This window comes from Bittarella massiliensis (ex Durand et al. 2017), from assembly GCF_009876955.1.
Lineage (GTDB): Bacteria > Bacillota > Clostridia > Oscillospirales > Ruminococcaceae > Bittarella > Bittarella massiliensis.
Genome location: NZ_WWVY01000006.1, coordinates 146,123 through 169,003 on the forward strand (window position 1 = coordinate 146,123; position 22,881 = coordinate 169,003).

Below are 22,881 nucleotides of genomic sequence, written 5' to 3' on the forward strand. Positions count from 1 at the left end.
TCTGTGATGAATAACTTTGATGATCTGTTTGAACAGCAGCCCCAGGCGGAGGCCGCGCCGCAGAAACAGGAAAGCCGGAAAGAGCGCCCTAAGCGCCAGTGGTGGCAGGTAAAAGAGGAAAAGCAGCGAAAAGAAGCCTATGCCACTCTGGATAAGATTTTTGGAGAGTTCTCTGAGGGTACGGGCAGTATGGAGGCATATCTGGATGTGCAGAGCCGGTTCCCCTTCCACTCTGCTCGCAATGCGCTGCTGATCGGGGAACAATGCCCCGACGCGGTGCGTGTGGGCGGCTACAAGGAGTGGCACGCCCAGGGGATCGAGATTTTGGAGGATGAGAAGCGTTTGCCCATCATCATTCTGGAGCCGGGCAAGGCATACCGGCGTGAGGATGGCAGCGTGGGCCAGAACTTTTACGCCAAGGAAGTCTATGATATTTCCCAGACTACGGCGCGGGATCAGACACAGCCCCAGGTGAGCTACGATGACCGCCTGCTCTTAAAGGGCCTGATCGCCAGTTCCCCGGTGCCCATCCGGGCCGTGGAGGAACTGCCACAGGGCCGTGGGGCCATGTTTTCTGCAGAGCAGAACGCCATCCTGGTGAAAAAGGGCATGGACGCGCCGGACATCTTCCGCTGTGTTTCTCTGGAGGTTGCCAACGTGCAGCTTGCCCAAAGCATGGACGGCTATTCCAGAGAGACAGATGGCTACAAAGCCTATGCTGTCAGCTATATGCTCTGTAAGCGGTATGGCGTGGACGCCAAAGAGTATGAGATTTCCAAACTGGACGGCGTGTTTCAGGGGCAGGTCCCCAGGGAGGATATTCCTGCTGCCCTCACCGATATGCGGGATACGTTCAAATCCCTCAATGGCCGTATGGCCAGGGCTATGGGCCTCACCCGCGACAGCAAGCAGAAGGAACAGGAACGGTAAAGGAGGAGTAGACCCATGGAAAAACAGGAAAAAGTCGTCCTCACCCTGGACAGCTATGAGCATGGGATCATGATTCGCGCCCTCAATGAGCTGCGCAACGATATGCTGGAGGAACAGCGCGACCCCGGCCCGGTGGAGGATGTTCTGCTGAAAACCATTGACGCCCCTCGTCGTCGCGGGCTGCACTCTCTCGTTTCGCCCGCAGGCGGGCAAAAGCTCGACCGTTCCGCCGCTCCTCCTCTCCCCACAAAGTCTGATGACTTTGCGGGGACCCCCAAGAAAGGAAGACGCCGGGATGAAGCCAGATAACAAGGCGGGCGGCCCCTGGCTCTATGCCCTGGGGCTGGTCCCGGTGATCTGGTTCGCCCTGCTGATTGCGCCTGCCATTTCCGGGGGACTTTCGGAGATCGTAAACGCCCTGCCTGCGGCAATGAACGATCCATTCAAAATCGTGTGGTGTGAGGACAGTGTAAAAACTGTCCTCATTTTTATTGCCGCCTATGGGCTGGGCATTGGCATTTATCTTTCTTCCCGGCGCAATTATAGACGAGGCGAAGAACACGGTTCCGCCAAATGGGGCGATCCGCGGGCCGTAAATAAGAAATACCGGGACAAGGACCCGTTCAAAAACCGCATTTTTACCCAACACGTCCGCATGGGGCTGGATGGCCGGAAGCACCGCCGCAACCTCAACACTTTGGTGGTGGGCGGCAGCGGCGCGGGCAAGAGCCGGTTCTATGGTAAAGTGAACATCTGCCAATGCAATACGTCACTTTTTGTTTTGGACTGTAAGGGGGAGCTGCTTCGTGACTGTGGCGGCCTGCTGGAACGGATGGGCTATGAGATTAAGGTAGTGGACCTTCTGAACATGGAGAAAAGCCACTGCTACAATCCCTTTGCCTATCTGAAATCCGACAACGATGTGCAGAAGATGGTGACGAACCTTTTCAAAGCCACCACCCCGAAAGGGAGCCAGTCCAACGACCCTTTCTGGGATACGGCGGCCTCAATGCTCTTGATGGCCTTGGTGTTTTACCTGTGGTACGAAGCGCCGGAGGACGAGAAGAATTTCCCCATGATTATGGAGATGCTCCGAGCCGGGGAGGTGCGGGAGGATGATGATTCCTACCAATCCCCCCTGGACGAGCTGTTTGACCGGCTGGAAATGCGTTCCCCGGACCACATCGCCGTGAAGTATTACAAGGATTACCGTTCCGGCTCTGCAAAAACGCTGAAATCCATTCAAATCACTTTGGCGTCCCGCCTGGAAAAATTCAATCTTTCCTCGGTGGCGGCCCTCACCGCCACGGATGAGCTGGACCTTTCCAGCCTGGGCGAGAAAAAAGTAGCACTCTTTGCCCTCATCCCGGACAACGACGCCAGCTTCAACTTCCTGGTAAGCCTGCTGTATGCCAGCACCTTCCAGGAGCTTTTTTATTCTGCCGACCGGGTACACGGCGGCAGCCTGCCCACACCGGTGCATTTTTTGATGGACGAGTTTGCGAATGTTTCGCTGCCCGATGATTTCGACAAGCTGCTGGCCACCATGCGTTCCCGGAATATCAGCGTTTCCATCATCATCCAGAACATTGCCCAGCTCAAGGCGCTGTTTGAAAAGCAATGGGAATCCATCATCGGCAACTGCGATGAATTTCTGTATCTGGGCGGCAATGAAACGTCCACCCACAAGCTGATCTCCGAGAACTACCTGGGGAAAAGCACCCTCTGGCTGGACACCTACGGCAAGAGCACCGGGCATTCCGGCAGCTATTCCACCAACAACCAGATCACGGGCCGGGAGCTGATGACGCCCGATGAGGTCCGTATGCTGGACAACAACCTGGCTCTGCTCTTTATCCGTGGCGAAGCGCCGCTGATGGATGAAAAGTACGACCTTTTGAAACACCCCAACATCAAGTACACCACCGACGGCGGTGCAGCGGCCTTTACCCATGGCGGCACTGAAAACGCCGTGGCGGATATGGTTATTGGCCGCCTTACCCCCGGCGACCTTGCCAATATCCAGGAGCCGGAAACCCTTTACGAGCTTCTGTCCGATGAGGACATGGAGAATATCTTTCAATTCAAGGAGGACACCCAAAATGAAATGGATTAAGAAGGAAAACAAGAAGAAAGAAACCCGCAGCCTGCCCATGGGCAGAAAGGGCCGGAGCGCCTTTGCCGTTTATGCGGCTCTGGTGCTCATGCTGTGCTGCTGCACCACTACGGCCTTTGCCGCCAGCGACCCGTTGACGGTTATCAACAACCTTAGTGATTTCATCTTCGGCCTGATCCGCGCCGTAGGTATGATCCTGCTGGGCTTCGGCGTGGTACAGATCGGCTTGTCTCTCAAATCCCACGACCCCAGCCAGCGGGCCAACGGTTTTCTTACCCTGGCCGGCGGCGTTGTGATTACGTTTGCGAAGGAGATTTTGACCCTGATTACCGGCTGATTTGAATAACGGCAGTACGGGGGCAGGTCCATGGCGGCCTGCCCCTTACCGTTGCCGGAAAGGAGGTTGTTGAATGTCCGATAACTGGGTTGTACAAAATTTACAAAATGCCCTCGACACCTGGAACAAGTACCTGTCTGAGATCTGGCAGCTCATCACCCAAAGCCCGGAACAGTTTAAGGGCGGCTCCATCTGGGGCGTCATTGTCAACATCCATGACGCGGTAAGGGCGATTGGCCTTGCGCTTTTGGTGCTGTTCTTTGTAGTGGGCGTCATGCGTACCTGCGGCAGCTTTGCCGAGGTAAAGAAACCGGAGCACGCCTTAAAGCTGTTTATCCGGTTCGCCATTGCCAAGGGCGTCGTGACTTATGGGCTGGAGCTGATGATGGCCCTCTTTAATATCGTCCAGGGCCTTGTTTCCACCATTATGAACGCGGCGGGCTTTGGTTCGGCCCAACAGACTGTGTTGCCGCAGGAGATCATTGACGCGGTGGAAAGCTGCGGATTTTTCGAGAGTATCCCTCTCTGGGCGGTCACGCTCATCGGCGGGCTGTTCATTACAGTCCTCAGCTTCATTATGATAATGACCGTCTACGGGCGGTTTTTTAAGCTCTATTTATACACGGCCATCGCGCCGGTGCCCCTGTCCACCTTCGCCGGGGAACCGACCCAAAACGTGGGCAAGAGCTTTATCAAGAGCTATGCCGCCGTGTGTCTGGAAGGGGCCATCATTGTGCTGGCCTGCATTATCTTTTCCCTGTTCGCGGCGGCCCCGCCTGCCATTGACCCCAATGCGGCGGCAGTCACGCAGGTGTGGAGCTATATCGGGGAGCTGGTCTTTAATATGCTTGTCCTCGTGGGCGCGGTGAAAATGGCCGACCGCGTGGTGCGCGAGATGATGGGCCTGTAAAAAAGGAGGAAAACAAATGCGTTATCAAACCTATGTGCTGCACTTGATTGACGGAACCGCCATCCCGATGGCGGAGGATTACGACCTGCCCGCTGAAAAAGGGATTGTGGGCCACTTTTCCAAAGCTGCCCCTGACGAGATTTTTACCGTGGGCGACCGGCTTCTGGGCTTTGCCTATATCCCCAAGAGCAGCATTGTTTACCTGGAAACCGGCGATGTGATTGTGAGGTGATATTTTGGAAGTCAAGATCAACCGGGAAATCCGCAACTACACCGAATCCATGTTTTTCGGTTTGAGTATGCGGCAGTTCATCTTTTCTGTTCTCGCCTGCGGCGTGGCCGTGGGCCTTTATTTTATACTACGTCCCTACTTTGGGGTGGAAACACTGTCCTGGATGTGTATTTTGGGGGCGGCCCCCTTTGCCATGCTGGGCTTTATCACCTACCACGGCATGACGGCGGAACAATTTATCTGGGCGTGGCTGCGATCGGAAATGCTGGAGCCGAAGGAGTTTAAGTTCGAGGACAGCAACTACTACTATGCGGCTCTGAAAGATACCATCGAGGAGCTGCAAACCGGGCGTCCCGGCAAAAAGCGCCGGCAGGAGCCGAAACACTTTAGCAAGCGGAAGGAGGCAAAGCATGATTAAGACCATCAAAACCATGTCCAAGCAGGAAAAGGAACGCTACACTGTCCCCCGGAAGGTGCAGGATGTGATCCCCGTCCGCCGTATCTGGCCGGACGGTATTTTTCTGGTGGGAAACAAGTTCTCCAAAACCTATAAATTCAGCGACATCAACTATCTGGTGGCCAGCCGGGAGGACAAGGAATCCATGTTCCTCACCTACTCAGAACTGCTCAATTCCCTGGATTCCGGCGCGGTGACGAAAATTACCATCAACAACCGCCGTATGAACAAGGCCAACTTTGAAACGTCCATCCTCATGCCCATGCAGGGGGATTTTCGGGATGAGTACCGTAAGGAGTACAACCAAATGCTGCTGGACAAGGCCACCGGAGCCAACGGCATTACCCAGGAGAAGTATATCACCATCTCCGTGGTGAAGAAGGACATCGAGGAGGCCCGCGCCTACTTTGCCCGCGTGGGGGCCGACTTGATTTCCCACTTTGCAGCCCTTGGCTCCAAGTGCGTGGAGCTGGACGCCACCGAGCGCCTGCGTATCCTGCACGACTTCTACCGCCAGGGCGAGGAATCCGAATTTGTTTTCAATGCCCGCGAGATGATGAAGCGAGGCCACAGCTTTAAGGACTATATCTGCCCGGATGGGATCGAGAAAAACAGCGACTATCTGAAGCTGGGCAGCAAGTTCTGCCGAGTGCTGTTCCTCAAAGACTACGCCTCTTATATTAAGGATAACATGGTGACGGAGCTGACCGATTTCAACCGCAATCTGATGTTCTCCATCGACATTGTGCCGGTTCCCACGGATGAGGCCGTGCGGGAGGTGGAAAACCGCCTGCTGGGTGTGGAGACCAACATCACCAACTGGCAGCGCCGCCAGAACGCCAACAACAACTTCTCTGCTGTGGTCCCCTACGATATGGAATTGCAGCGCAAGGAAAGCAAGGAGTTTTTGGACGACCTCACCACCCGCGACCAGAGGATGATGTTCGCGGTGATGACCCTGGCCATCACCGCCGACACCAAGGAGCAGCTTGACAGCGACACCGAAGCGGTGCTCTCTGTGGCGCGAAAGCACATGTGCCAGCTTGCGGTGCTCAAGTTCCAGCAGCTTGATGGCCTGAACACCGCCCTGCCCATCGGGGTGCGGAAAATCAACGCCTTCCGCACCCTCACCACCGAGAGTTTGGCGGTATTCATCCCCTTCAAGGTACAGGAGATCCAGGATAAGGGCGGCATTTACTTTGGAGAGAACGCCATTTCCCACAACCTCATCATGTGCAACAAGGCGAACCTTTTGAACCAGTCGGCCTTTCTGCTGGGCGTACCTGGCGCAGGCAAATCCTTCAGTGCAAAGGAATTGATTGCGTTCCTCATGCTCCACCCGGATTACGCCAATGACGACATCCTGATCTGCGACCCGGAGGGAGAATTTGGCGCATTGGTCAAAGCCCTGGGCCGGGAGAGAGCAACGGTGGCCCATCTGGTGGCGGGCGGCAAAGACCGCCTCAACGCCATGTATATGGTAGAGGGCTACGGTGAGCAAAACCCCATCGTGGAAAAGAGCCAGTTTGTCATGTCCCTCATCGAGCAGATCGACAAGCGCGGAGTGGGGCCGCAGCATAAATCCATTATCGACCGCTGCACCGCACTGGTGTACCCGGAGGCGGAGAAGATCGGGCGGGTGGCCACCCTCTGCGACCTGCGGAATAAGCTGCTGGAGCAGCCAGAGGACAAGGCCAAAGAGATCGCCCTTTCCCTGGAGCTTTACACCACCGGCTCCCTGGACATCTTTGGCCGGGAAAGCACAGTGGATTTGAACAAGCCCTATGTGGTGTTCGACATCCACGGCCTGGGCGAGCAGCTAAAGCCTGCCGGTTCCCTGGTCATCACCGATACAATCCTGAACCGCGTCACCCTCAACTGGAAACGGGGCAAGCGTACCCATGTGTTCATCGATGAGTTTCATGTGATGTTTGAAAATGAGCAAAGCGGCATTTTCTTTAATTCCGCATGGAGGCAGTTTAGAAAGCGCGGCGCTTATCCCACAGCCATCACGCAGAATGTGGAGTACCTTTTGGATTCCGTCCAGGCCAGCACCATGCTTTCCAACTCGGAGTTTATTGTCATGTTGAACCAGGCGGCATCCGACCGGGCAAAGCTGGCGAAGCTCTTGAACATTTCCAATGAGCAGATGAGCTACGTCACCAACGCAGACGCGGGCTGCGGCCTCATCCGGTATGGCAGTGCCCTGGTGCCTTTCATCAACCGGTTCCCCCGTGACACCAGGCTCTATGCTTTGATGACCACCAAACCCGGTGAAGGTGTATTCGGCGGCGAGGAGGTGCCGGCATGAACAATATCCGCTTTGCGTCCCCGGAACACCGAGATTTCTTTTTAGATATGATGAGCGAGGCGCGGCGGAACGACTGTTACCACCGGGCCTTTTTCTATGTGATGGGGATTGCCCCAGAAACGCGGGCAAACATCCGCCAGATGTTTGATTTCAAGCAGGATTGCATCGAGCCGGATGGCATGCACGGCGGCTGGCAGACCAGCGGCACTGTCCGGGTGTGCCGCCTTGCTTTCAATCTCTGGAACGGCTACACCGACCCGGAGCACAGCAACGCCTATTCCCCGGAGGATTTGTTCTGCTGCGAGTTTGCACCTTACTTTATGGAGGGCGTGAAAATCCGTTACCCGGAATACTGCCGGGAGCTGCCCCCTGCGAAAAAGCAGGTGGAACCGGCGCGATGATACTTTTGAGAATGGAGGAATGAACAATGGCTGAACCGGCACTTGCGCTGCGGGACCACCCGCAGATCATAGACCTGATTTCCGTTTTGGAGCAGAACGGGCTTCAAAAGCAAAAGGAAGAAGTGCAGGCCCTGGTGGGCTATATCGACGGTATGGAAGAAAAGCTGTCACAGATGATGGACGAAATGAAGGAAATGCGCCTGGAGGTGGGCAAGCTCCACGACAAGGGAATCCGCGCCCGGTGCTCTCAGCTTGTAGACACTGTGGAGGGTAAAGTCCGCCAGACCAAAGTGATGGTTTCCACGGCAAAAGAAAACCTCATTTCATCTGCAAAGCAGATGGTGCAGACTTTCCGGGAGAAAGGGCGCTCTGCCCTGTGCCATGCGGCACAGGCCCTGCGTATCCCCTCGGTTCTTTCCCGGATGGGACGGGGCTTTGCCCATGCGGAAAAAAGCATGGGGCAGCTCGCCGTGAGGCTGGACGCCATGCGGGAAGAATTGCACCAGGCGGGCGGCCACATCAAAAACGCCGGGCTTGCCCTTGCGGGAAAGGAACCCCAGGAAAGCAAGGAATTATCTGCGGATAAGGGTGTGCTTGCCAAGCTGCGGAGCTTTGTGCTGTACTGCGGCAAGGCATTTTCTGAGATGGATCGTGACACGGCTCTCACTGTGGAGCGAATCAATAGTGGGCGCTCATCCGTGAAAACTGAACTGCAGGGGCTAAAATCAGCCCAGGCCGGGCAGCGCCGCCAAGCGGCCAGTAAAGAACAGGCACGATAAGTACAGGAGGGTGAAAATATGAGTGACAAAGTAAAAAGCAGACTGATGATCGCGGGGGCGGCCCTTTGTGCCGCCCTTTTCCTTTTCTCCGGGGCTATGCTCTGCCGGGAATACCTGGATCAGAAGCAAAGCGCCGAAGCCTTTGACGAGGTGGCCGAGCTGGTCAAGGAAGATGTGGAGCTGCCCACGCTGGAGCTGGCCGATGACCCGGCCCAGGAGCCGGAAGAACTCACGGCCTTTGAGAAATATGCGGATGTGTACGCCCAGAACAGCGACCTGGTGGGCTGGATTTCCATTCCCGGCACCCGGATTGATTACCCTGTCATGCAGACCAAGGATAACCCCAACTTCTATCTGAAACACGCTTTTGATAAGTCGTACAGCAGCTATGGGGTGCCCTATATGCAGGAAAACTGCGACGTCGGCATTTCCGACAATCTGGTGCTGTACGGCCATCACATGAACAACGGCAGTATGTTCTCCGACCTGTGCAAGTACGAGAGCGAGGATTTCTACCAGGAGCACAAGACCATCCGTTTTGATACCCTGGACAGCTTTGGCGAATATGAGGTAATTGCCGCCTTCAAGACGGTGGCCTATTCGGAGGAAGGGTTCAAGTATTACCACTTCGTCCGGGCCGAGCAGGAAGAAGATTTTGACGAGTTTATTGCCAAGTGCAAAGAACTGGCGCTCTATGATACGGGTGTGACTGCGGAATATGGCGACCAGCTTATCACCCTTTCCACCTGCGAGTATTCCCGGACCAACGGGCGGATGGTGGTTGTGGCCAAGCTGCTGGAGGAATAAGGGCGGCCCCGCCCTGGGAAGGAGGTGAAGCCCATGGGCAAGGGCATTAAAACAAGAGTTTCTGAGAAAAAAGGCATTAAAGCGATTGATAAAGCGGCGGTTGCTTCTGAACGGATGAAGGAGGCGTATATCCGCACCAAGGATAAGGCCGACCACAGCCTGTATGCGGAGGAAAGCTCCCCCGGTGAGTATGCGTCCGACCGTCTTTCCGCTGGGGTGGATAACGTCACCCATGAAGCGGTCCACCAGTTTGATAAACAGGGCCGCAAGGGGGTTCAGACAACCAAGGAGAACATCTCCAAGGTCAAGGAGAAAATCCAAAAGCGGAAAGCCGCAGCCGAACAGCCGAAAAAACAAGCAGAGAAACAGGCGGCTCGGCAGGCTGGTCAGCCTGCCACACGCTGGAGCGGGCGTCAGGCAACAGATACGGTTTCCGAGCCGGCCAAGGCGGTCCGTCAGGAGCGTGGGGCCATCAAGACCCTGGATCGCGGCAAGAAAGGCATTAAAACAGTGGACAGGGGCCGAAAAACCATCAAGCAGGCTTCTTCCACGGCCAAGGGGACCATAAAAACCACCAGCAAATCCATTAAGACGGCGGAAAAGACTGCCAAGGCCAGTATCAAGACCAGTCAGCAGGCGGCCAAAGCCGCCCAGCGCACTGCCCAGGCCACGGCGCGGGCTGCCAGAGCTGCGATCCATGCCGCCCGTGCAGCAGCCATCGCCACTGCTCATGCGATCAAGGCTGCAGCCAAAGCCACCGCCGCGGCGGTGAAGGCCATCATTGCGGCAACCAAGGCGCTGATTGCGGCTATTGCTGCGGGCGGTTGGATTGTCGTGCTGATAATAGTGGTAATTTGCCTCATCGGTATGATTATTGGTTCCTGTTTCGGGATTTTCTTTTCTGGCGAAGATTCCGGCACCGGGCAGACCATGCAGACTGCCGTACAGGAGATCAATACGGATTACCAGGAGAACCTGGATGAGATCAAGGCGTCCCACAGCTATGATGTGCTGGAGATGTCCGGTTCCCGCGCTGTATGGAAAGAGGTATTGGCGGTTTACGCCGTCAAAACCACCACCGACCCGGACAACGCCCAGGAAGTGGCCACCATGGACGATGAGAAGCTGGAGCTTTTGAAGGACATCTTCTGGCAGATGAATGAGATCTCGTCCAGCACGTCCACCCAGACGGAAACGGTGATTGAAACATCCGACGATGGCAACGGCAATATCGTGGAAACGGAAACCACGGTCACGCAAACCTATCTGTATATCACTGTCAGTCACAAGACTGCGGAGGAAATGGCCGACCAGTTCGGCTTTAACGAGGACCAGCGGGAACAGATGGCGGAGCTTCTGGCCGATGAGAATAATTCCCTTTGGTCCCAGGTGCTTTACGGCATTACCGGAGGGGACGGCGAGATCGTCACGGTGGCGCTCTCCCAGGTGGGCAATGTCGGCGGCGAACCGTACTGGAGCTGGTACGGCTTTGGCAGCCGTGTGGAATGGTGCGCCTGCTTTGTAAGCTGGTGCGCCAATGAGTGCGGTTATATCGAAGCCGGCGTGATCCCGAAGTTTGCGGCCTGCGCGTCCCAGGGTGTTCCCTGGTTCCAGGAGCGCGGGCTGTGGCAGTCGGGCAGCTATGAGCCGCGTTCCGGTGACATCATCTTTTTTGATTGGGATGGCGATATGTCAGCCGACCATGTGGGTATTGTGGAAAAAGTCGAGAATGGCCGTGTCTATACCGTAGAGGGCAACTCCGGCGATTCCGTGCGCCAGAACAGCTATCCTATTGGGTATTCTGATGTGCTGGGCTACGGTTGCCCGGCCTATTAACTCCCTCAAAAAAAGAAAAAAACCAGCCGCGTAGTCGGCTGGGTACATAACAGAGATACAAAATTCAAATTTGCACGTCATAATGCGCAGTTCAGCCATAATATGAATATCCATTTATGTTAGCGGTAAAAATAGACTTTCCTCTGTGATTGTGTTAATATGATATTGAGTTATATGCAGCTAACCACTGGAAGGGGGATATTTTCCTAAATGCAGTTAATGGAAAACGCAGAAATAGTAAAGCCAGATGTTTTTGGACCCAAAGCAAAAGTTATGGAAGAAAACGAAAATGAAACTAAATACCAAATGCAATGCGACACACCAAACGGATTTATGCACTGCTACCATCTATTTCCCGGCATTGATTTAGCATATTCCACTTTTGAGGCTTCCTCATGCCGTATGAGAAATAGAGCGATGCCAAACATTTTGGAAATAGCATATTGTCGTGCCGGAAGATTTGAGTGTGAGTATAAGCATGGGTTTGTTACATACTTGGGTGAAGGGGATTTCGCTGTTAGTCTCCTATCTCCCGAACGAGAACCACCAGAATTTCCGATTGGATATTACGATGGAGTTGCGTTTATAATCGACTTAGATATAACCGGATTGATTTTTGAAAATGTTGTGGAGGGTGTTTCAATAAATCTGAAAGAATTGATAGACAAATTCTGTGTCGGACACTGTTGTTCGGTTATTAAGACACCTCCCAATCTACATCATGTGTTTCAAGAGATCTGCGAAGCACGAGATACAGTTCCTATGGGATACTTACGGTTAAAAGTATTGGAAAGTCTATTCCTGCTTTCCCAGATGCTCCCGCAAGAGAATTTTGAGACTGCTGCATACTATTCTGCCAACCAAATCAAAAAGGTTAAAGCACTAAAATGTGAGCTGGCAAACCAATTAGATAGCCGGGAAACATTGAAAAGTATCGCAGATAGATACGGAATGAGCCTTACTGCTTTGAAAGACTGCTTTAAGGCGGTCTACGGGAAACCGATTCACGCATTTCAGCGCGAATACAAAATGCAGACAGCTACCAAACTCTTGGTTACAACAAAGCTGTCAATAGCGGAAATAGCAGGAATGGTCGGATACGAAAATCCCAATAAGTTTTCCGCTGCTTTTAAGGAAATTATAGGGCAGTCTCCCAGCGAATACAGAAAGAGCAGAAATTGATTGGCTTTTTGGATAGATTGAGGCTTCTTGGAGTGGAGCAATAATTGAATATGGGGTATTATAAGCTTTGCGGTTAGCGATGTCTAACTACAAAGCTTATTTTTTTAGGAGGGAAACGAATGAGCAAGGCAACAAGGCGATTTATCGTCAATAAAGTCCTTGAAATGCTTATAACGCTCGTTGTTGTCACGCTGATTTCTTTCCTGCTTGTGCGCCTATCGCCCATTGATCCGGCAGAAGCGTATGCTCGCCGGTCATTTGCCGCATTTAGCTTTACGGATGAGCAGATGGAGGCGCTGCGGGAAGATATGGGCCTCAATGACCCGCTGCCCGTACAGTATGTGACTTGGGTACGGGATGCGCTCCATTTAGATTTTGGGGAATCCTTTGTAAGCGGGCAGCCAGTGTTTGAGAAAGTCACAACAGCTATTGGCATTACCGTAACGATTGTATTGATTTCTGCCATTATTCAAGCAGTTTTCATTCTTCTGTTCGGCTGTCTTTGTTATCTGACAAGAAAAAGAATGATTGGCCATGCGATGATTTTTCTGTGTATTGCAGGAGTGTCCATCCCATCCTTTTTCTTTGCCAGTTCCTACCTCGATATTTTTGCTGTCAAGCTCGGTTTGACATCGGTGGTAGGAAACACGGGACTGATGCGGTACCTCCCGGCAGCGGTCTGTATCGCCATTGGGTGTATCGCCCTGTTTTCGCCCATGCTGGCGAATAACATTCAAAAAGAAATGGAGCAAGACAGTGCTTTCTACGCTCGTTGCAGAGGTTTATCTGAAGGGAAAATCCTGTTACGATACGCACTTCCCAGCGCGGTTGTAACACTTCTACCCAGCTTCTGCCAGATGCTCGGACTTTGTATGGCTGGTTCTGCGATTGTAGAGCGCGTGTTTTCCCTGCCGGGGCTTGGTTACTTAATCATTGACAGCGTGCTGTATCGGGATTCGCCTGTTATCCACGCAACAATTCTGTTCCTTGCGTTTTCGCTGGTAATGTTCAATATTCTTTCGGATATACTACGGCGAATTTTGCAACGGGATGCTTCTGCGAGAGAGGGGGCCAGACTATGAGCCGGACAAAACATATTCTCTCGTATGCAATTCCGATTGTAATATTGCTGTTTTTCCTGTTCGGATCGTTTTTTGCTCCTCACGATCCGACGGCCACAAATATTCGGGACAAATATCTACCCAGCAGCGCAGAATATCCGTTTGGAACAGACGATTTCGGCCGCTGCGAGTTTTCGCGTATCCTTGAAGGAGGGAAAACAACTTTAGGTATTGTGCTGGTCGGATTGGCCATTGTCATTTTACTTGGTATCCTCTTTGGCATCTTACTGGCAAAGACAGGCCGCCGCAGAAATATTCTTGCAGAAAGTATTTTGAACGCAGTTACAGCGATACCGCCGGTGGCTTATCTGATTATCTTCATCGGTATTTGGGGGAACAGTATCCCCACCATGCTGGTGGCACTGACGGCATCTTTAATCCTTCGGATGATTAAGCTGGTCAAAACTTTGATTGAAGTTGAGTATGACAAAGCATACATCATGTGCGCGATTGCCTGCGGTGCAAGCAAGGTGCGGATCATGCTGGTACATATCCTTCCCAATATTATCCGTGACATCGTGCAATTTATCTGCCTCTCCTGCGCAGAAATGATTATTGCGATTTCCGGTTTCTCATTCATCGGCCTTTCTCTGGGCGATGATGTAATTGATTGGGGTGTTATGCTTTCCGATGCAAGGGCATTGGCCGGAACTCATCCGCAGTTGCTCCTTTATCCGATCCTCTTTATCTTTATCAGCTCCCTCTGTTTCAACTACTTGGGGCGGCTTTTGGAAAAGGAGGGTGCCTGATGCTTGAGATCAAAAAACTGACCGTGAAAGTAAAAAATAACGCACCGATTTTAACCGATGTTTCATTGTCTATTGACGAAGGGACTTGTATTGGACTGACTGGAGCCAGCGGCTCCGGAAAAACAACTTTGATTAAATCCATTATGGGGATGAACGGCGGCGATCTGGAAATCCCACAGGGTCAAATTCTCCTGGATGGAGACAATTTGCTGACGCATAGTGCGAAGGAGCGCCGAATGCTTTGCGGGGAAACGATTGGATTTATTCCGCAAAACCCAATGACAGCGTTTTTCCCACACGCAAAGATGGAGCGGCAGATCATTGAAACGCTCCGTATGCACACTGGTTTGGATAAAAAACAGGCCCACGCGCTTGCGGAAAATGTGCTGCGGAAAGTCAACCTGACCGATACGAAGCGAGTGCTGAGTGCATATCCTGGAGAGTTATCCGGTGGTATGCTTCAGCGGATTGCTATGGCGCTGATTTTGGGGACGAAGCCTAAATATGTTTTGGCAGACGAACCGACCAGCGCCCTTGACGAAGCAAATCGGGATTTATTACTGGAGTTACTGAGGGAATATCAAGAAACAGCAGCGATTTTGTTCATCTCCCATGATACTGAGGCAATGAAAGCCCTATGCCCTATCACTCATGTGATGGAACATGGAAAAATTATTGAAACACAGGCGACTGAGCAGCTATTCATTCACCCGCAGCAGCCGTGGACCAAACGATTTGCCGAAGCTGCCTGTCACCGGGAGGAGGTGAACTGGAAATGGACCGCATTGAATTAGATAACCTCACCAGAACCTACTATGATGCGCAGGGGGAAACATTTTGTGCATTGGATCACGCCTCACTGATATGGGAGCAGGGCCATAGCATCGCCATTATGGGCGAAAGCGGCAGCGGAAAAAGCACCCTGGCTCGATTGATGATTGGACTGGAACGCCCCTCTGAGGGACGTGTCCTTATCAATGGCGTTGATACCACAAAATGGGGTCTGCGTGAATGGAGAAAATATCGGGGCAAGATCCAAGCGGTATTTCAGGATGCTGGCGGAACACTAAATCCATCATGGAGTACATCCAAAAATGTAGAGGAAGCCCTTGTAAATCTGACTGATCTTTCTCCGTCGCAGCGAAAAAACCGTATTGCTGAATTGATGGAACAAACCGGTTTATCCAAAAGCCTCCTTGATACTCCGGTCCGAAAACTGTCCGGCGGGGAACAGCGGCGGCTTGCATTGCTGCGCTCCCTGTCTATATCACCGGAATTTCTAATTCTGGACGAAGTAACCGCAGGCCTTGATTTGATTTCAACAGAAGCGGTCCTTCAACTTTTGGAAAAATATGAGCAGGAGCATGACTGCGCCTACTTGGTCATTACCCATGACATTCAAGTTGCCTCGCGGCTCTGCGAGGTCATTTATGAGATCGAACACGGCAAATTTACTAAAAAGGCCGTTCGATAAATATAAAATCACAGAAAGGAACGAAACGAGATGAAACGAACCAAACGTGTTTTGGGCCTCGCTCTTGCCGCTGTTATGTGTATGGGTCTGCTTGCCGGCTGCGGCGGAACCCCCAGCAACAGCGACACCGCAGATGAAACAAGCGGAACGGAAACGAGCGAAAAGGTCTTGAACATCGCCACGATTGGCGAAACAACAACCCTTTCTCCCCTCTATATGATTGCGGATAACCGCCCCACTCAGAAACTGCTTTATGAGGGTCTTGTGAAATATGTGGATGGGGAGATCCAACCGGTGCTGGCGGAAGATTGGGAACTGAGTGAAGATGGCACACAGCTTACCTTTTATCTACGTCAGGGTGTGACCTTCCATGATGGAGAACCTTTTAATGCAGAGGCAGCGATTGCCAATATTGAGTCCTGGCATATCAACCCGTCTTTCGCATCGCTGCCCGGTGTTGTCAACTATACCAATATTGAGGCGGTGGATGAATACACCATCCGTCTGACCTATGACACGCCATACTTTGCATACATCAACGATTTTTGCTGGCCGGATGTCTGCACTATGATTTCTCCGAAACTGATTACCCAGGGAGACTTCCAGACGGTCAACGGTTATGCCGGAACCGGTCCTTATGTCTATGATGAATATGTGGCGGGCCAGTACACCACCTTTGTCCGCAACGAAAACTATTGGGGTGAGCAGCCCTACTACGACAAAATCGTAGCGAAGTACATTCCTGACAATGCCTCCCGTGTGCAGGCATTACAGACCGGTGAGATTGACCTGATTTACGGCTCCGCTGAGTTGAGCTATGAGGACTATAACCAGGCCACCGCCATTGAGGGGATTGAGGGCAAGTTTGCGCCTTCCGGCTCGACGATCCGCAATATCATTTTGAACTTCAATGGGAATCTGGCTGATTTGAGCGTGCGGCAGGCCCTGGCGTATGCCATTGACAAAGGTGCAATTTCCGAGGGCCTAACCTATGGCTATGAGCCTGTGGCTGACACCATTGTACCTGATGGAACTCCCTACTCGGATATTTGCGGCACGATAGATTATACCTACAATGTGGATCGTGCCAATCAGCTTCTTGACGAGGCAGGATGGGCTATGAACGAATCCACCGGAATCCGGGAAAAGGATGGAACACCGCTTCATATAGTCTTTACCTGCCCCACGGATGACAGCACCATCGGCTCCATCGCCACTTTGATCCAGAGCCAGCTTGCAGAAGTTGGAATTGAAGTTGAGATCAAGAGCATGGAAAAGATGGAATGGTACGCAAGCTATATGGAACCCACGGGATGGGATATTACCGCTATGACCGCAGGTTTCTTCAACTATGCTATGCCGCAATGCTGGTTCTCTGCAATGATGGCTCAGATGCCGGAAGATGTTTCCATCCCTCTGTTGGATAATTCCGATGAGTTTATTTCCGCATTGAGCGAGTTTAAGACCTGCAACGATGATACCCGGCTGCGGGAGTTGTTTGAACTGCTCATCAATACAGATCTTGACCAGGTGCTGGATGTTCCTCTCACTCACCAGATGGATATGATCGTCTATAACACGGACAAGATTGCAGATTATAACTTTGCTTCTGATTATGCTTTCCTGGATGTGACACAGATCACTCCGGCAGAATAACACAGCTTGGCGATGCGGGGTGGTCGGGAGGGGCCGACTGCCCCGTATTGCTTTTATGGAGGGTGAGAGATGATGAAACAAACACCATCACCAGTCAAGCGGTTATGGGAGCTGGCTGGCGCACATCGGAGAGCCTACGCGCTCTCCATCATCCTGGCTATCTTAGGTGTGGCTTGCGGGATGGTCCCATACTTCGCCATCGCTTATATCATGCTCTGTCTGATCGATGGCGTGACTGCCCTAAACACTTATGCGCTTTGGTGCGGCATAATATTGCTTGGTTTCACACTAAAACTGTTTTTTTCTACCCTTTCAACAACCGTATCTCATACAGCGACATTCCAGACTTTGAAAGAAGTCCGTATTAAAATTGCCGACAAACTCTCACGGGTGCCGATGGGTTACATCATGGATCAATCCTCTGGCCGGTTCAAGGATGTCATCGTTGATCGGGTAGAGAGCATGGAGCCGATCCTCGCACATCTGGTGCCGGAGATGACATCGAATCTGTTCGTCCCGCTGTGTATTATTGTCTATCTGTTTATTTTAGACTGGCGCATGGCACTGGCTTCTCTTGTGACCCTACCCATTGGTTTTCTGTGCTATATGGGAATGTCACGGGGATATAGCGAACGATTTTCCGGCTTGATGAAACGGGTTCAAAAAATGAACGCCACGATTATTGAGTATGTAGGCGGTATTGAGGTTATCAAGGCATTCAATCAGTCGGCCAACTCTTATCAGAAGTATTCCGACGCGGTCAATGACGATGCCCGTTATGCGGTTGACTGGATGAAGGATACGCAGTTGTTTATGTCTATGAGCAATACGATCTGGCCCAGTGTTTGGTTGGCGGTTCTTCCCATTGGTGCAATTTTGTATCAACATGGAACCCTGTCCGCTCCGGTTTTTCTGACTATTATGATTTTGTCCCTGGGTATTGTCGGCCCGATTTTGGGAGCGATTAAATTTACTGACAATATTTCGCAGCTTGGCACGATTGTTGGAGAGGTTGGAAATCTGCTGGATGCACCGGAAATGGTGCGGCCGGACCACAATGCTGATATTCACGACCTGTCTATTCACTTCCAGGATGTTTCCTTTTCTTATGACCTGAAGGACCCGAAGCCCATATTGGATCATATCAATCTGACAATACAACCTGGAACGATGACAGCTTTAGTAGGGCCTTCCGGTTCTGGCAAGTCAACGATTACTAAATTGATTACCGGCTTTTGGGAGGCAACATCCGGCGTGATTACTCTTGGCGGGGTGGATTTGAAGAAGATTCCCCTGTCGCAGCTTTCCTCTTATGTGTCTTATGTATCGCAGGATAATTACCTCTTTGATGAAAGTATCCGTGAAAACATCCGTATGGGGCGATTGTCGGCCACCGATCAGGAAGTAGAAGATGTTGCCCGAAAGTGCGGTTGTCATGACTTCATCATGGGTCTGGAGCATGGGTATGACACGATTGTGGGCGGTGCAGGCGGCCACTTGTCGGGGGGGGAGCGGCAGCGAATTGCCATCGCCAGAGCCATGCTGAAAGATGCCCCTATTATTATTTTCGATGAGGCAACAGCTTACCTTGACCCTGAGAATGAAAGTCTGGTTCAAGAGGCTATTTCTAAATTGGTACAGGGCAAGACTCTGATTATGGTCGCTCATCGACTTTATACAGTGACAGGCGCAGATCAGCTTGTGGTGGTGAATCAAGGGCGGATCGAGGCAACCGGAACACATGAGGAACTTCTGCAAAATTGCCCGCTTTACAAAGAAATGTGGCAGGCCCATATTGGGAGCCGTGATGAAGGAGGTGCAACGGCATGATTACTGCCTTAAAGAAAATCTATGCTTTTTCTGGCCGCTGGAAAAGGGTTCTGAAAAAGTCAGTGGTGTTCAGCCTGCTGCACTCAATCTTTGATATGTTTCAGATCGGCGCTCTTTTTCTGATCCTCAATGAACTGGTGGAAGGAACCAAAGGGCGGGATATTCTGTTCGCTTTTCTGCTTCTTTTGGCAGGGGTGATTGGAAAAATCGTTTGCAGCTATATTTCAGACTTTTCACAAACAAGAGTTGGCTATTTTATGTGCGCGGATAAGCGCATCCATGTGGGCGACAGGATGAAGTATATGCCGATGGGCTACTTTAACAGCCATAGCCTGGGGGACCTGACCTCCACTGTCACCACGACAATCAGCGATGTGGAGAATAATGCGCCATCGGTTCTAATTACAGTAATCCACGGTTTTATCCATGTAACGGTTATTACCATTGTGATGTTTTTCTTTGACTGGAGGATTGGTCTGCTGGCTTGCCTGGGGATTGCGCTGTTTTTGCTCTGTAACTCCGCACTTCAAAAGAAATCACAGGAAGTATCTCCTAAACGGCAGGCGGCACAGGAGGACTTGGTAGGCGCCACACTGGAATATATCCAGGGGATGGGTATTGTAAAGTCCTTTAATCTCGGTGGCGGATCGAATCAGAAAATGAAACAGGCCATTGAGGAAAGCCGAGCACGCAATACCAAACTGGAAACCGTTTTCGGACCTTACGGAATGGTGCAACTGTTTGTTTTGCGATTGGCGAGTGTGGCAATCATGTTTTGCTCTATCCTGTTCTATCTGCAAAGCAGCATGACACTGGTGTACTGCCTGCTGATGTGTGTTGCCTCCTTCCTGATTTTCAGCGAACTGGAGGCCGCGGGAGGAAAGTCCTTTGCCCTTCGGTTAATCGAAAGTTCCATCGACAAGGTGGACGCTATTGACGATACACCAGTAATGGACTTGTCCGGCAAAGATATTACTCCGAAAGATACCACGATTGAATTGCAGGATGTTGGCTTTTCTTATGGCGATCACCGAATTTTGAACCATGTCAATCTGACGATCCCCGCAAAAACCACTACGGCGATAGTCGGTCCGTCTGGCTCTGGTAAAACGACATTGTGCAGCTTGATTGCTCGTTTTTGGGATGTAGATGAAGGGTGTATCAAACTGGGAGGCACCGACATACGGGAGTATAAGCTGGACAGCTTGCTTTCCAATATCAGCATGGTCTTTCAGAATGTTTTTCTCTTTGCGGATAGCATTGAGAACAACATCAAGTTTGGTAAACCGGATGCCACTCACGAAGAAGTTGTCCGAGCTGCAAAGAGTGCGTGTTGCCATGATTTTATCATGGCACTGCCAAACGGTTATGATACCGTCATTGGCGAGAGCGGCGCTACTCTATCCGGCGGCGAAAAACAACGGATTTCGATTGCGCGGGCTATTTTGAAGGATACCCCTATCATCATTCTGGACGAGGCAACAAGCAGTGTGGACCCGGAAAATGAGGCGGAACTCCAGCAGGCCATTGAGAAACTAACAGAAGATAAGACTGTTATCATTATTGCTCATCGGCTGAAAACGGTTCGCAATGCCCAGCAGATTGTTGTTATTGCAAACGGCGGAATTGTCCAACGAGGTACACATCAGGAGTTGATGGAGCAGCCCGGCATTTATGCCGATTTTGTGAATGTTAGAGAAAAGGCAATCAACTGGAAGCTGTCCGGTGATAAAACACAGTAACAAAAAGGAGCCAATATGTTTTCTTTGCTGGTACGAATGGCATGGGAGGAACACATGGAGAAAAAGCAACATACCACCGCATCCGGTGAAGATTATCTGGAGGCCATCCTTGTTCTCCAAAAAAAATGCGGTCTGGTGCGCTCCGTAGATGTGGCCCGGCACATGGAGGTGTCAAAGCCCAGCGTGTGCCATGCGGTGGCTACCTTGCGGGACGGCGGCTTTCTCACAATGGACGAGGATCACTTTCTCCATCTGACCGATGTGGGTCGCGAGGTTGCCGAAAAAATCTATGAGCGCCATTGCTTTTTTACCGAGCAGCTTATCGCCGCAGGTGTTGACCCCAGGATTGCGGAGGCCGATGCCTGCCGGATTGAACACATTATCAGCGATGAGAGCTTTTCACGGCTGAAAGAGGCAGCCGCACAAGAGCAAGAATAAACCGAATAAGACAAGCTATCCTGCCCCGCTAAACGGGGAAAGAAAAAAACCGTTGCGGGGCAGGTAGCTTCGTGCGCCCATAATGGATTTTCAGGGTACTGCGGCGGTTTTGAGTACATCAAGGCCGCCGTTCCTTATGCCCTCGACAAAGGAGTGACGCCTATACGCTGATACGAACACGACGGCTTTAGGAGGGAGCCGCCGTGGAGGAAAAAGCGTTTCGACATAATGTGACAGAGCGTAAGCCATTAAAAAAGCCTCTTGCTGTTCACAGTGGCTTTATGCCCTTCACGCTGAACTATCATGCCATGATTTACACGAACTAAAAAGAAACGCACTTGCTGTTAGGGCTGTTGTCCCATTCTGCAGGTGTGTTTTTCTATATAGAGGAACCCCATCATTCCCACGTTGTAGGGGGCCGCCCGACCAGTCTGAATTTCTCGCAATTCAGACTGATCGGAGGTAAAACAGCGTGGACGCTGATAAAAAAAGAATATGGATTCGCGGCCAATATGTCGAGGTCACGGATGAAGTGTACCGGGCCTACATGCAGGGCGACCGGAAAATGCGCTATTTTGAGNCTTTCGCCTACTCCGACTTTGGCGGCCAGATCTTCGACCGTAATATCTGCTTTTATGCGGGCATTCTTGATGATCTCACCAAGCGTTTCATGTTTACTCTGCACCTACAGTTCACCTCTCTTTCTATTTTACAGATTTATGCCAGATTTATAATGGCATAGCAGTTCAAATTTTAGAGAACTGACAGTGCAGAGAAAAGTGAACTGATCCGAATTGCATAGATGGCCCTGCCAATAAAAAAAACGAGGTTTTGGCAGGGTGGTTTGTCATGCCATCCCTCCAGACCACGTTTTGGCCTGGAGGGATATTTCATGCGTTGGTCATCCTGCGCACCGCTGCTCATTAGAAGCAGCGAGTATGATTCTATGTCGTAGGCCGCCTGTTTGACGGTGTACGGTCAAAAAAACTTCCCGTTTTTCAACGGGATATTATGCCTTTCATACTGAACCATCATGCCATGATTTACACGAACTAAAAGGAAACGCACTTGCTGTTGGGGCTGTTGTCCCATTCTGCAGGTGCGTTTTTCTATATAGCGGAACCCCATCATTTCCACGTTGTAGGGGGCCGCCTGACCAGTCTGAATTTCTCGCAATTCAGACTGATCGGAGGTAAAACAGCGTGGACGCTGATAAAAAGAGAATATGGATTCGCGGCCAATATGTTGAGGTCACGGATGAAGTGTACCGGGCCTATATGCAGGGCGACCGGAAAATGCGCTATTTTGAGAACGATTTGAAAACCGAGCGGTTCGTTCTCGGAAGGGAGGGCCAAGTGGTGCAGATCATCCCCAGCCGCGAAGATTCTTTGGACCGGCTGGTGGATGAAAATGCCCAGCAATTCTCCGATGAGCAGGAAAGTGTGGAGAGCGTGGTGCTTCACAAGCTGGAAGTGGACAAGCTACATACCGCGCTTTCCCTGCTGACTCCAGAGGAACGTGCGCTGATCCAGGCGCTGTTCTTTGAGGAAAAGACAGAACGGCAATATGCAGA

Annotated in this window: 23 protein-coding genes; all 23 read left to right on the forward strand. The window is 51.6% G+C overall.

Translation table 11 applies throughout. The annotated features are described in order from the left end of the window. Nucleotides 1-6 precede the first annotated feature (6 nt). Entirely contained in the window at nucleotides 7-930 is a 924-nt protein-coding gene (locus GT748_RS08620; RefSeq protein WP_154259056.1) for a hypothetical protein, read from the forward strand. 15 nt (nucleotides 931-945) lie between these two features. Continuing rightward, nucleotides 946-1,239, forward strand: a complete 294-nt coding sequence (locus GT748_RS08625; RefSeq protein ID WP_243133839.1) for a hypothetical protein — start codon at nucleotides 946-948, stop codon at nucleotides 1,237-1,239. After that, on the forward strand, nucleotides 1,226-3,046 hold the full coding sequence (locus GT748_RS08630) for a VirD4-like conjugal transfer protein, CD1115 family (RefSeq protein WP_154259054.1): 1,821 nt from the start codon (nucleotides 1,226-1,228) through the stop codon (nucleotides 3,044-3,046). Before GT748_RS08625 ends, GT748_RS08630 begins: the two co-directional genes overlap by 14 nt. A gap of 88 nt (nucleotides 3,047-3,134) precedes the next feature. Next, nucleotides 3,135-3,383: a glutamyl-tRNA amidotransferase gene (locus GT748_RS08635; protein ID WP_436277851.1), complete on the forward strand. Its 249-nt coding sequence runs from the start codon at nucleotides 3,135-3,137 to the stop codon at nucleotides 3,381-3,383. Between the two features lie 73 nt (nucleotides 3,384-3,456). Further along, complete coding sequence (locus GT748_RS08640; protein ID WP_154259052.1) at nucleotides 3,457-4,293, forward strand: hypothetical protein; 837 nt, start codon at nucleotides 3,457-3,459, stop codon at nucleotides 4,291-4,293. A gap of 16 nt (nucleotides 4,294-4,309) precedes the next feature. Beyond that, nucleotides 4,310-4,525 carry a hypothetical protein gene (locus GT748_RS08645; RefSeq protein ID WP_154259050.1) on the forward strand — a complete coding sequence of 72 codons (216 nt, stop codon included), beginning with the start codon at nucleotides 4,310-4,312 and terminating at the stop codon, nucleotides 4,523-4,525. 4 nt (nucleotides 4,526-4,529) lie between these two features. Next, complete coding sequence (locus GT748_RS08650) at nucleotides 4,530-4,943, forward strand: PrgI family protein (protein WP_154259047.1); 414 nt, start codon at nucleotides 4,530-4,532, stop codon at nucleotides 4,941-4,943. Further along, a complete protein-coding gene (locus GT748_RS08655) occupies nucleotides 4,936-7,293 on the forward strand; it encodes a VirB4-like conjugal transfer ATPase, CD1110 family (RefSeq protein WP_154259045.1) in 2,358 nt (785 codons plus the stop codon). Before GT748_RS08650 ends, GT748_RS08655 begins: the two co-directional genes overlap by 8 nt. Continuing rightward, the gene (locus GT748_RS08660; RefSeq protein WP_087271213.1) at nucleotides 7,290-7,694 is read left to right on the forward strand and encodes a DUF6075 family protein; all 405 of its coding nucleotides are present in this window, start codon (nucleotides 7,290-7,292) and stop codon (nucleotides 7,692-7,694) included. The genes GT748_RS08655 and GT748_RS08660 overlap by 4 nt, the downstream gene beginning before the upstream one ends. A gap of 26 nt (nucleotides 7,695-7,720) precedes the next feature. Then, nucleotides 7,721-8,473, forward strand: coding sequence for a DUF6674 family protein (locus GT748_RS08665; RefSeq protein ID WP_154259043.1), 753 nt, complete (start codon nucleotides 7,721-7,723; stop codon nucleotides 8,471-8,473). A gap of 18 nt (nucleotides 8,474-8,491) precedes the next feature. Next, nucleotides 8,492-9,280: a class B sortase gene (srtB, locus tag GT748_RS08670; protein ID WP_154259041.1), complete on the forward strand. Its 789-nt coding sequence runs from the start codon at nucleotides 8,492-8,494 to the stop codon at nucleotides 9,278-9,280. Between the two features lie 33 nt (nucleotides 9,281-9,313). Next, complete coding sequence (locus GT748_RS08675) at nucleotides 9,314-11,116, forward strand: CHAP domain-containing protein (protein WP_154259039.1); 1,803 nt, start codon at nucleotides 9,314-9,316, stop codon at nucleotides 11,114-11,116. A gap of 210 nt (nucleotides 11,117-11,326) precedes the next feature. Then, nucleotides 11,327-12,298, forward strand: coding sequence for a helix-turn-helix domain-containing protein (locus GT748_RS08680; protein ID WP_154259037.1), 972 nt, complete (start codon nucleotides 11,327-11,329; stop codon nucleotides 12,296-12,298). Between the two features lie 119 nt (nucleotides 12,299-12,417). Beyond that, a complete protein-coding gene (locus GT748_RS08685; protein ID WP_154259035.1) occupies nucleotides 12,418-13,380 on the forward strand; it encodes an ABC transporter permease in 963 nt (320 codons plus the stop codon). Further along, the gene (locus GT748_RS08690; RefSeq protein WP_161213488.1) at nucleotides 13,377-14,168 is read left to right on the forward strand and encodes an ABC transporter permease; all 792 of its coding nucleotides are present in this window, start codon (nucleotides 13,377-13,379) and stop codon (nucleotides 14,166-14,168) included. Before GT748_RS08685 ends, GT748_RS08690 begins: the two co-directional genes overlap by 4 nt. Then, nucleotides 14,168-14,962 carry an ATP-binding cassette domain-containing protein gene (locus GT748_RS08695; protein ID WP_154259031.1) on the forward strand — a complete coding sequence of 265 codons (795 nt, stop codon included), beginning with the start codon at nucleotides 14,168-14,170 and terminating at the stop codon, nucleotides 14,960-14,962. The genes GT748_RS08690 and GT748_RS08695 overlap by 1 nt, the downstream gene beginning before the upstream one ends. Beyond that, entirely contained in the window at nucleotides 14,944-15,642 is a 699-nt protein-coding gene (locus GT748_RS08700) for an ATP-binding cassette domain-containing protein (RefSeq protein WP_243133838.1), read from the forward strand. Before GT748_RS08695 ends, GT748_RS08700 begins: the two co-directional genes overlap by 19 nt. A 30-nt stretch (nucleotides 15,643-15,672) precedes the next feature. Then, nucleotides 15,673-17,298, forward strand: a complete 1,626-nt coding sequence (locus GT748_RS08705) for an ABC transporter substrate-binding protein (RefSeq protein WP_154259029.1) — start codon at nucleotides 15,673-15,675, stop codon at nucleotides 17,296-17,298. Between the two features lie 72 nt (nucleotides 17,299-17,370). Continuing rightward, a complete protein-coding gene (locus tag GT748_RS08710; protein ID WP_154259100.1) occupies nucleotides 17,371-19,128 on the forward strand; it encodes an ABC transporter ATP-binding protein in 1,758 nt (585 codons plus the stop codon). Beyond that, nucleotides 19,125-20,870, forward strand: coding sequence for an ABC transporter ATP-binding protein (locus GT748_RS08715; protein ID WP_154259027.1), 1,746 nt, complete (start codon nucleotides 19,125-19,127; stop codon nucleotides 20,868-20,870). Before GT748_RS08710 ends, GT748_RS08715 begins: the two co-directional genes overlap by 4 nt. A gap of 54 nt (nucleotides 20,871-20,924) precedes the next feature. After that, entirely contained in the window at nucleotides 20,925-21,308 is a 384-nt protein-coding gene (locus GT748_RS08720) for a metal-dependent transcriptional regulator (protein ID WP_149888172.1), read from the forward strand. Nucleotides 21,309-21,511: 203 nt separating this feature from the next. Continuing rightward, nucleotides 21,512-21,634 carry a hypothetical protein gene (locus GT748_RS15780; RefSeq protein ID WP_276508699.1) on the forward strand — a complete coding sequence of 41 codons (123 nt, stop codon included), beginning with the start codon at nucleotides 21,512-21,514 and terminating at the stop codon, nucleotides 21,632-21,634. 876 nt (nucleotides 21,635-22,510) lie between these two features. Next, the coding region (locus GT748_RS08730; protein WP_161222335.1) for a sigma-70 family RNA polymerase sigma factor at nucleotides 22,511-22,881 on the forward strand (371 nt) is incomplete at its 3' end.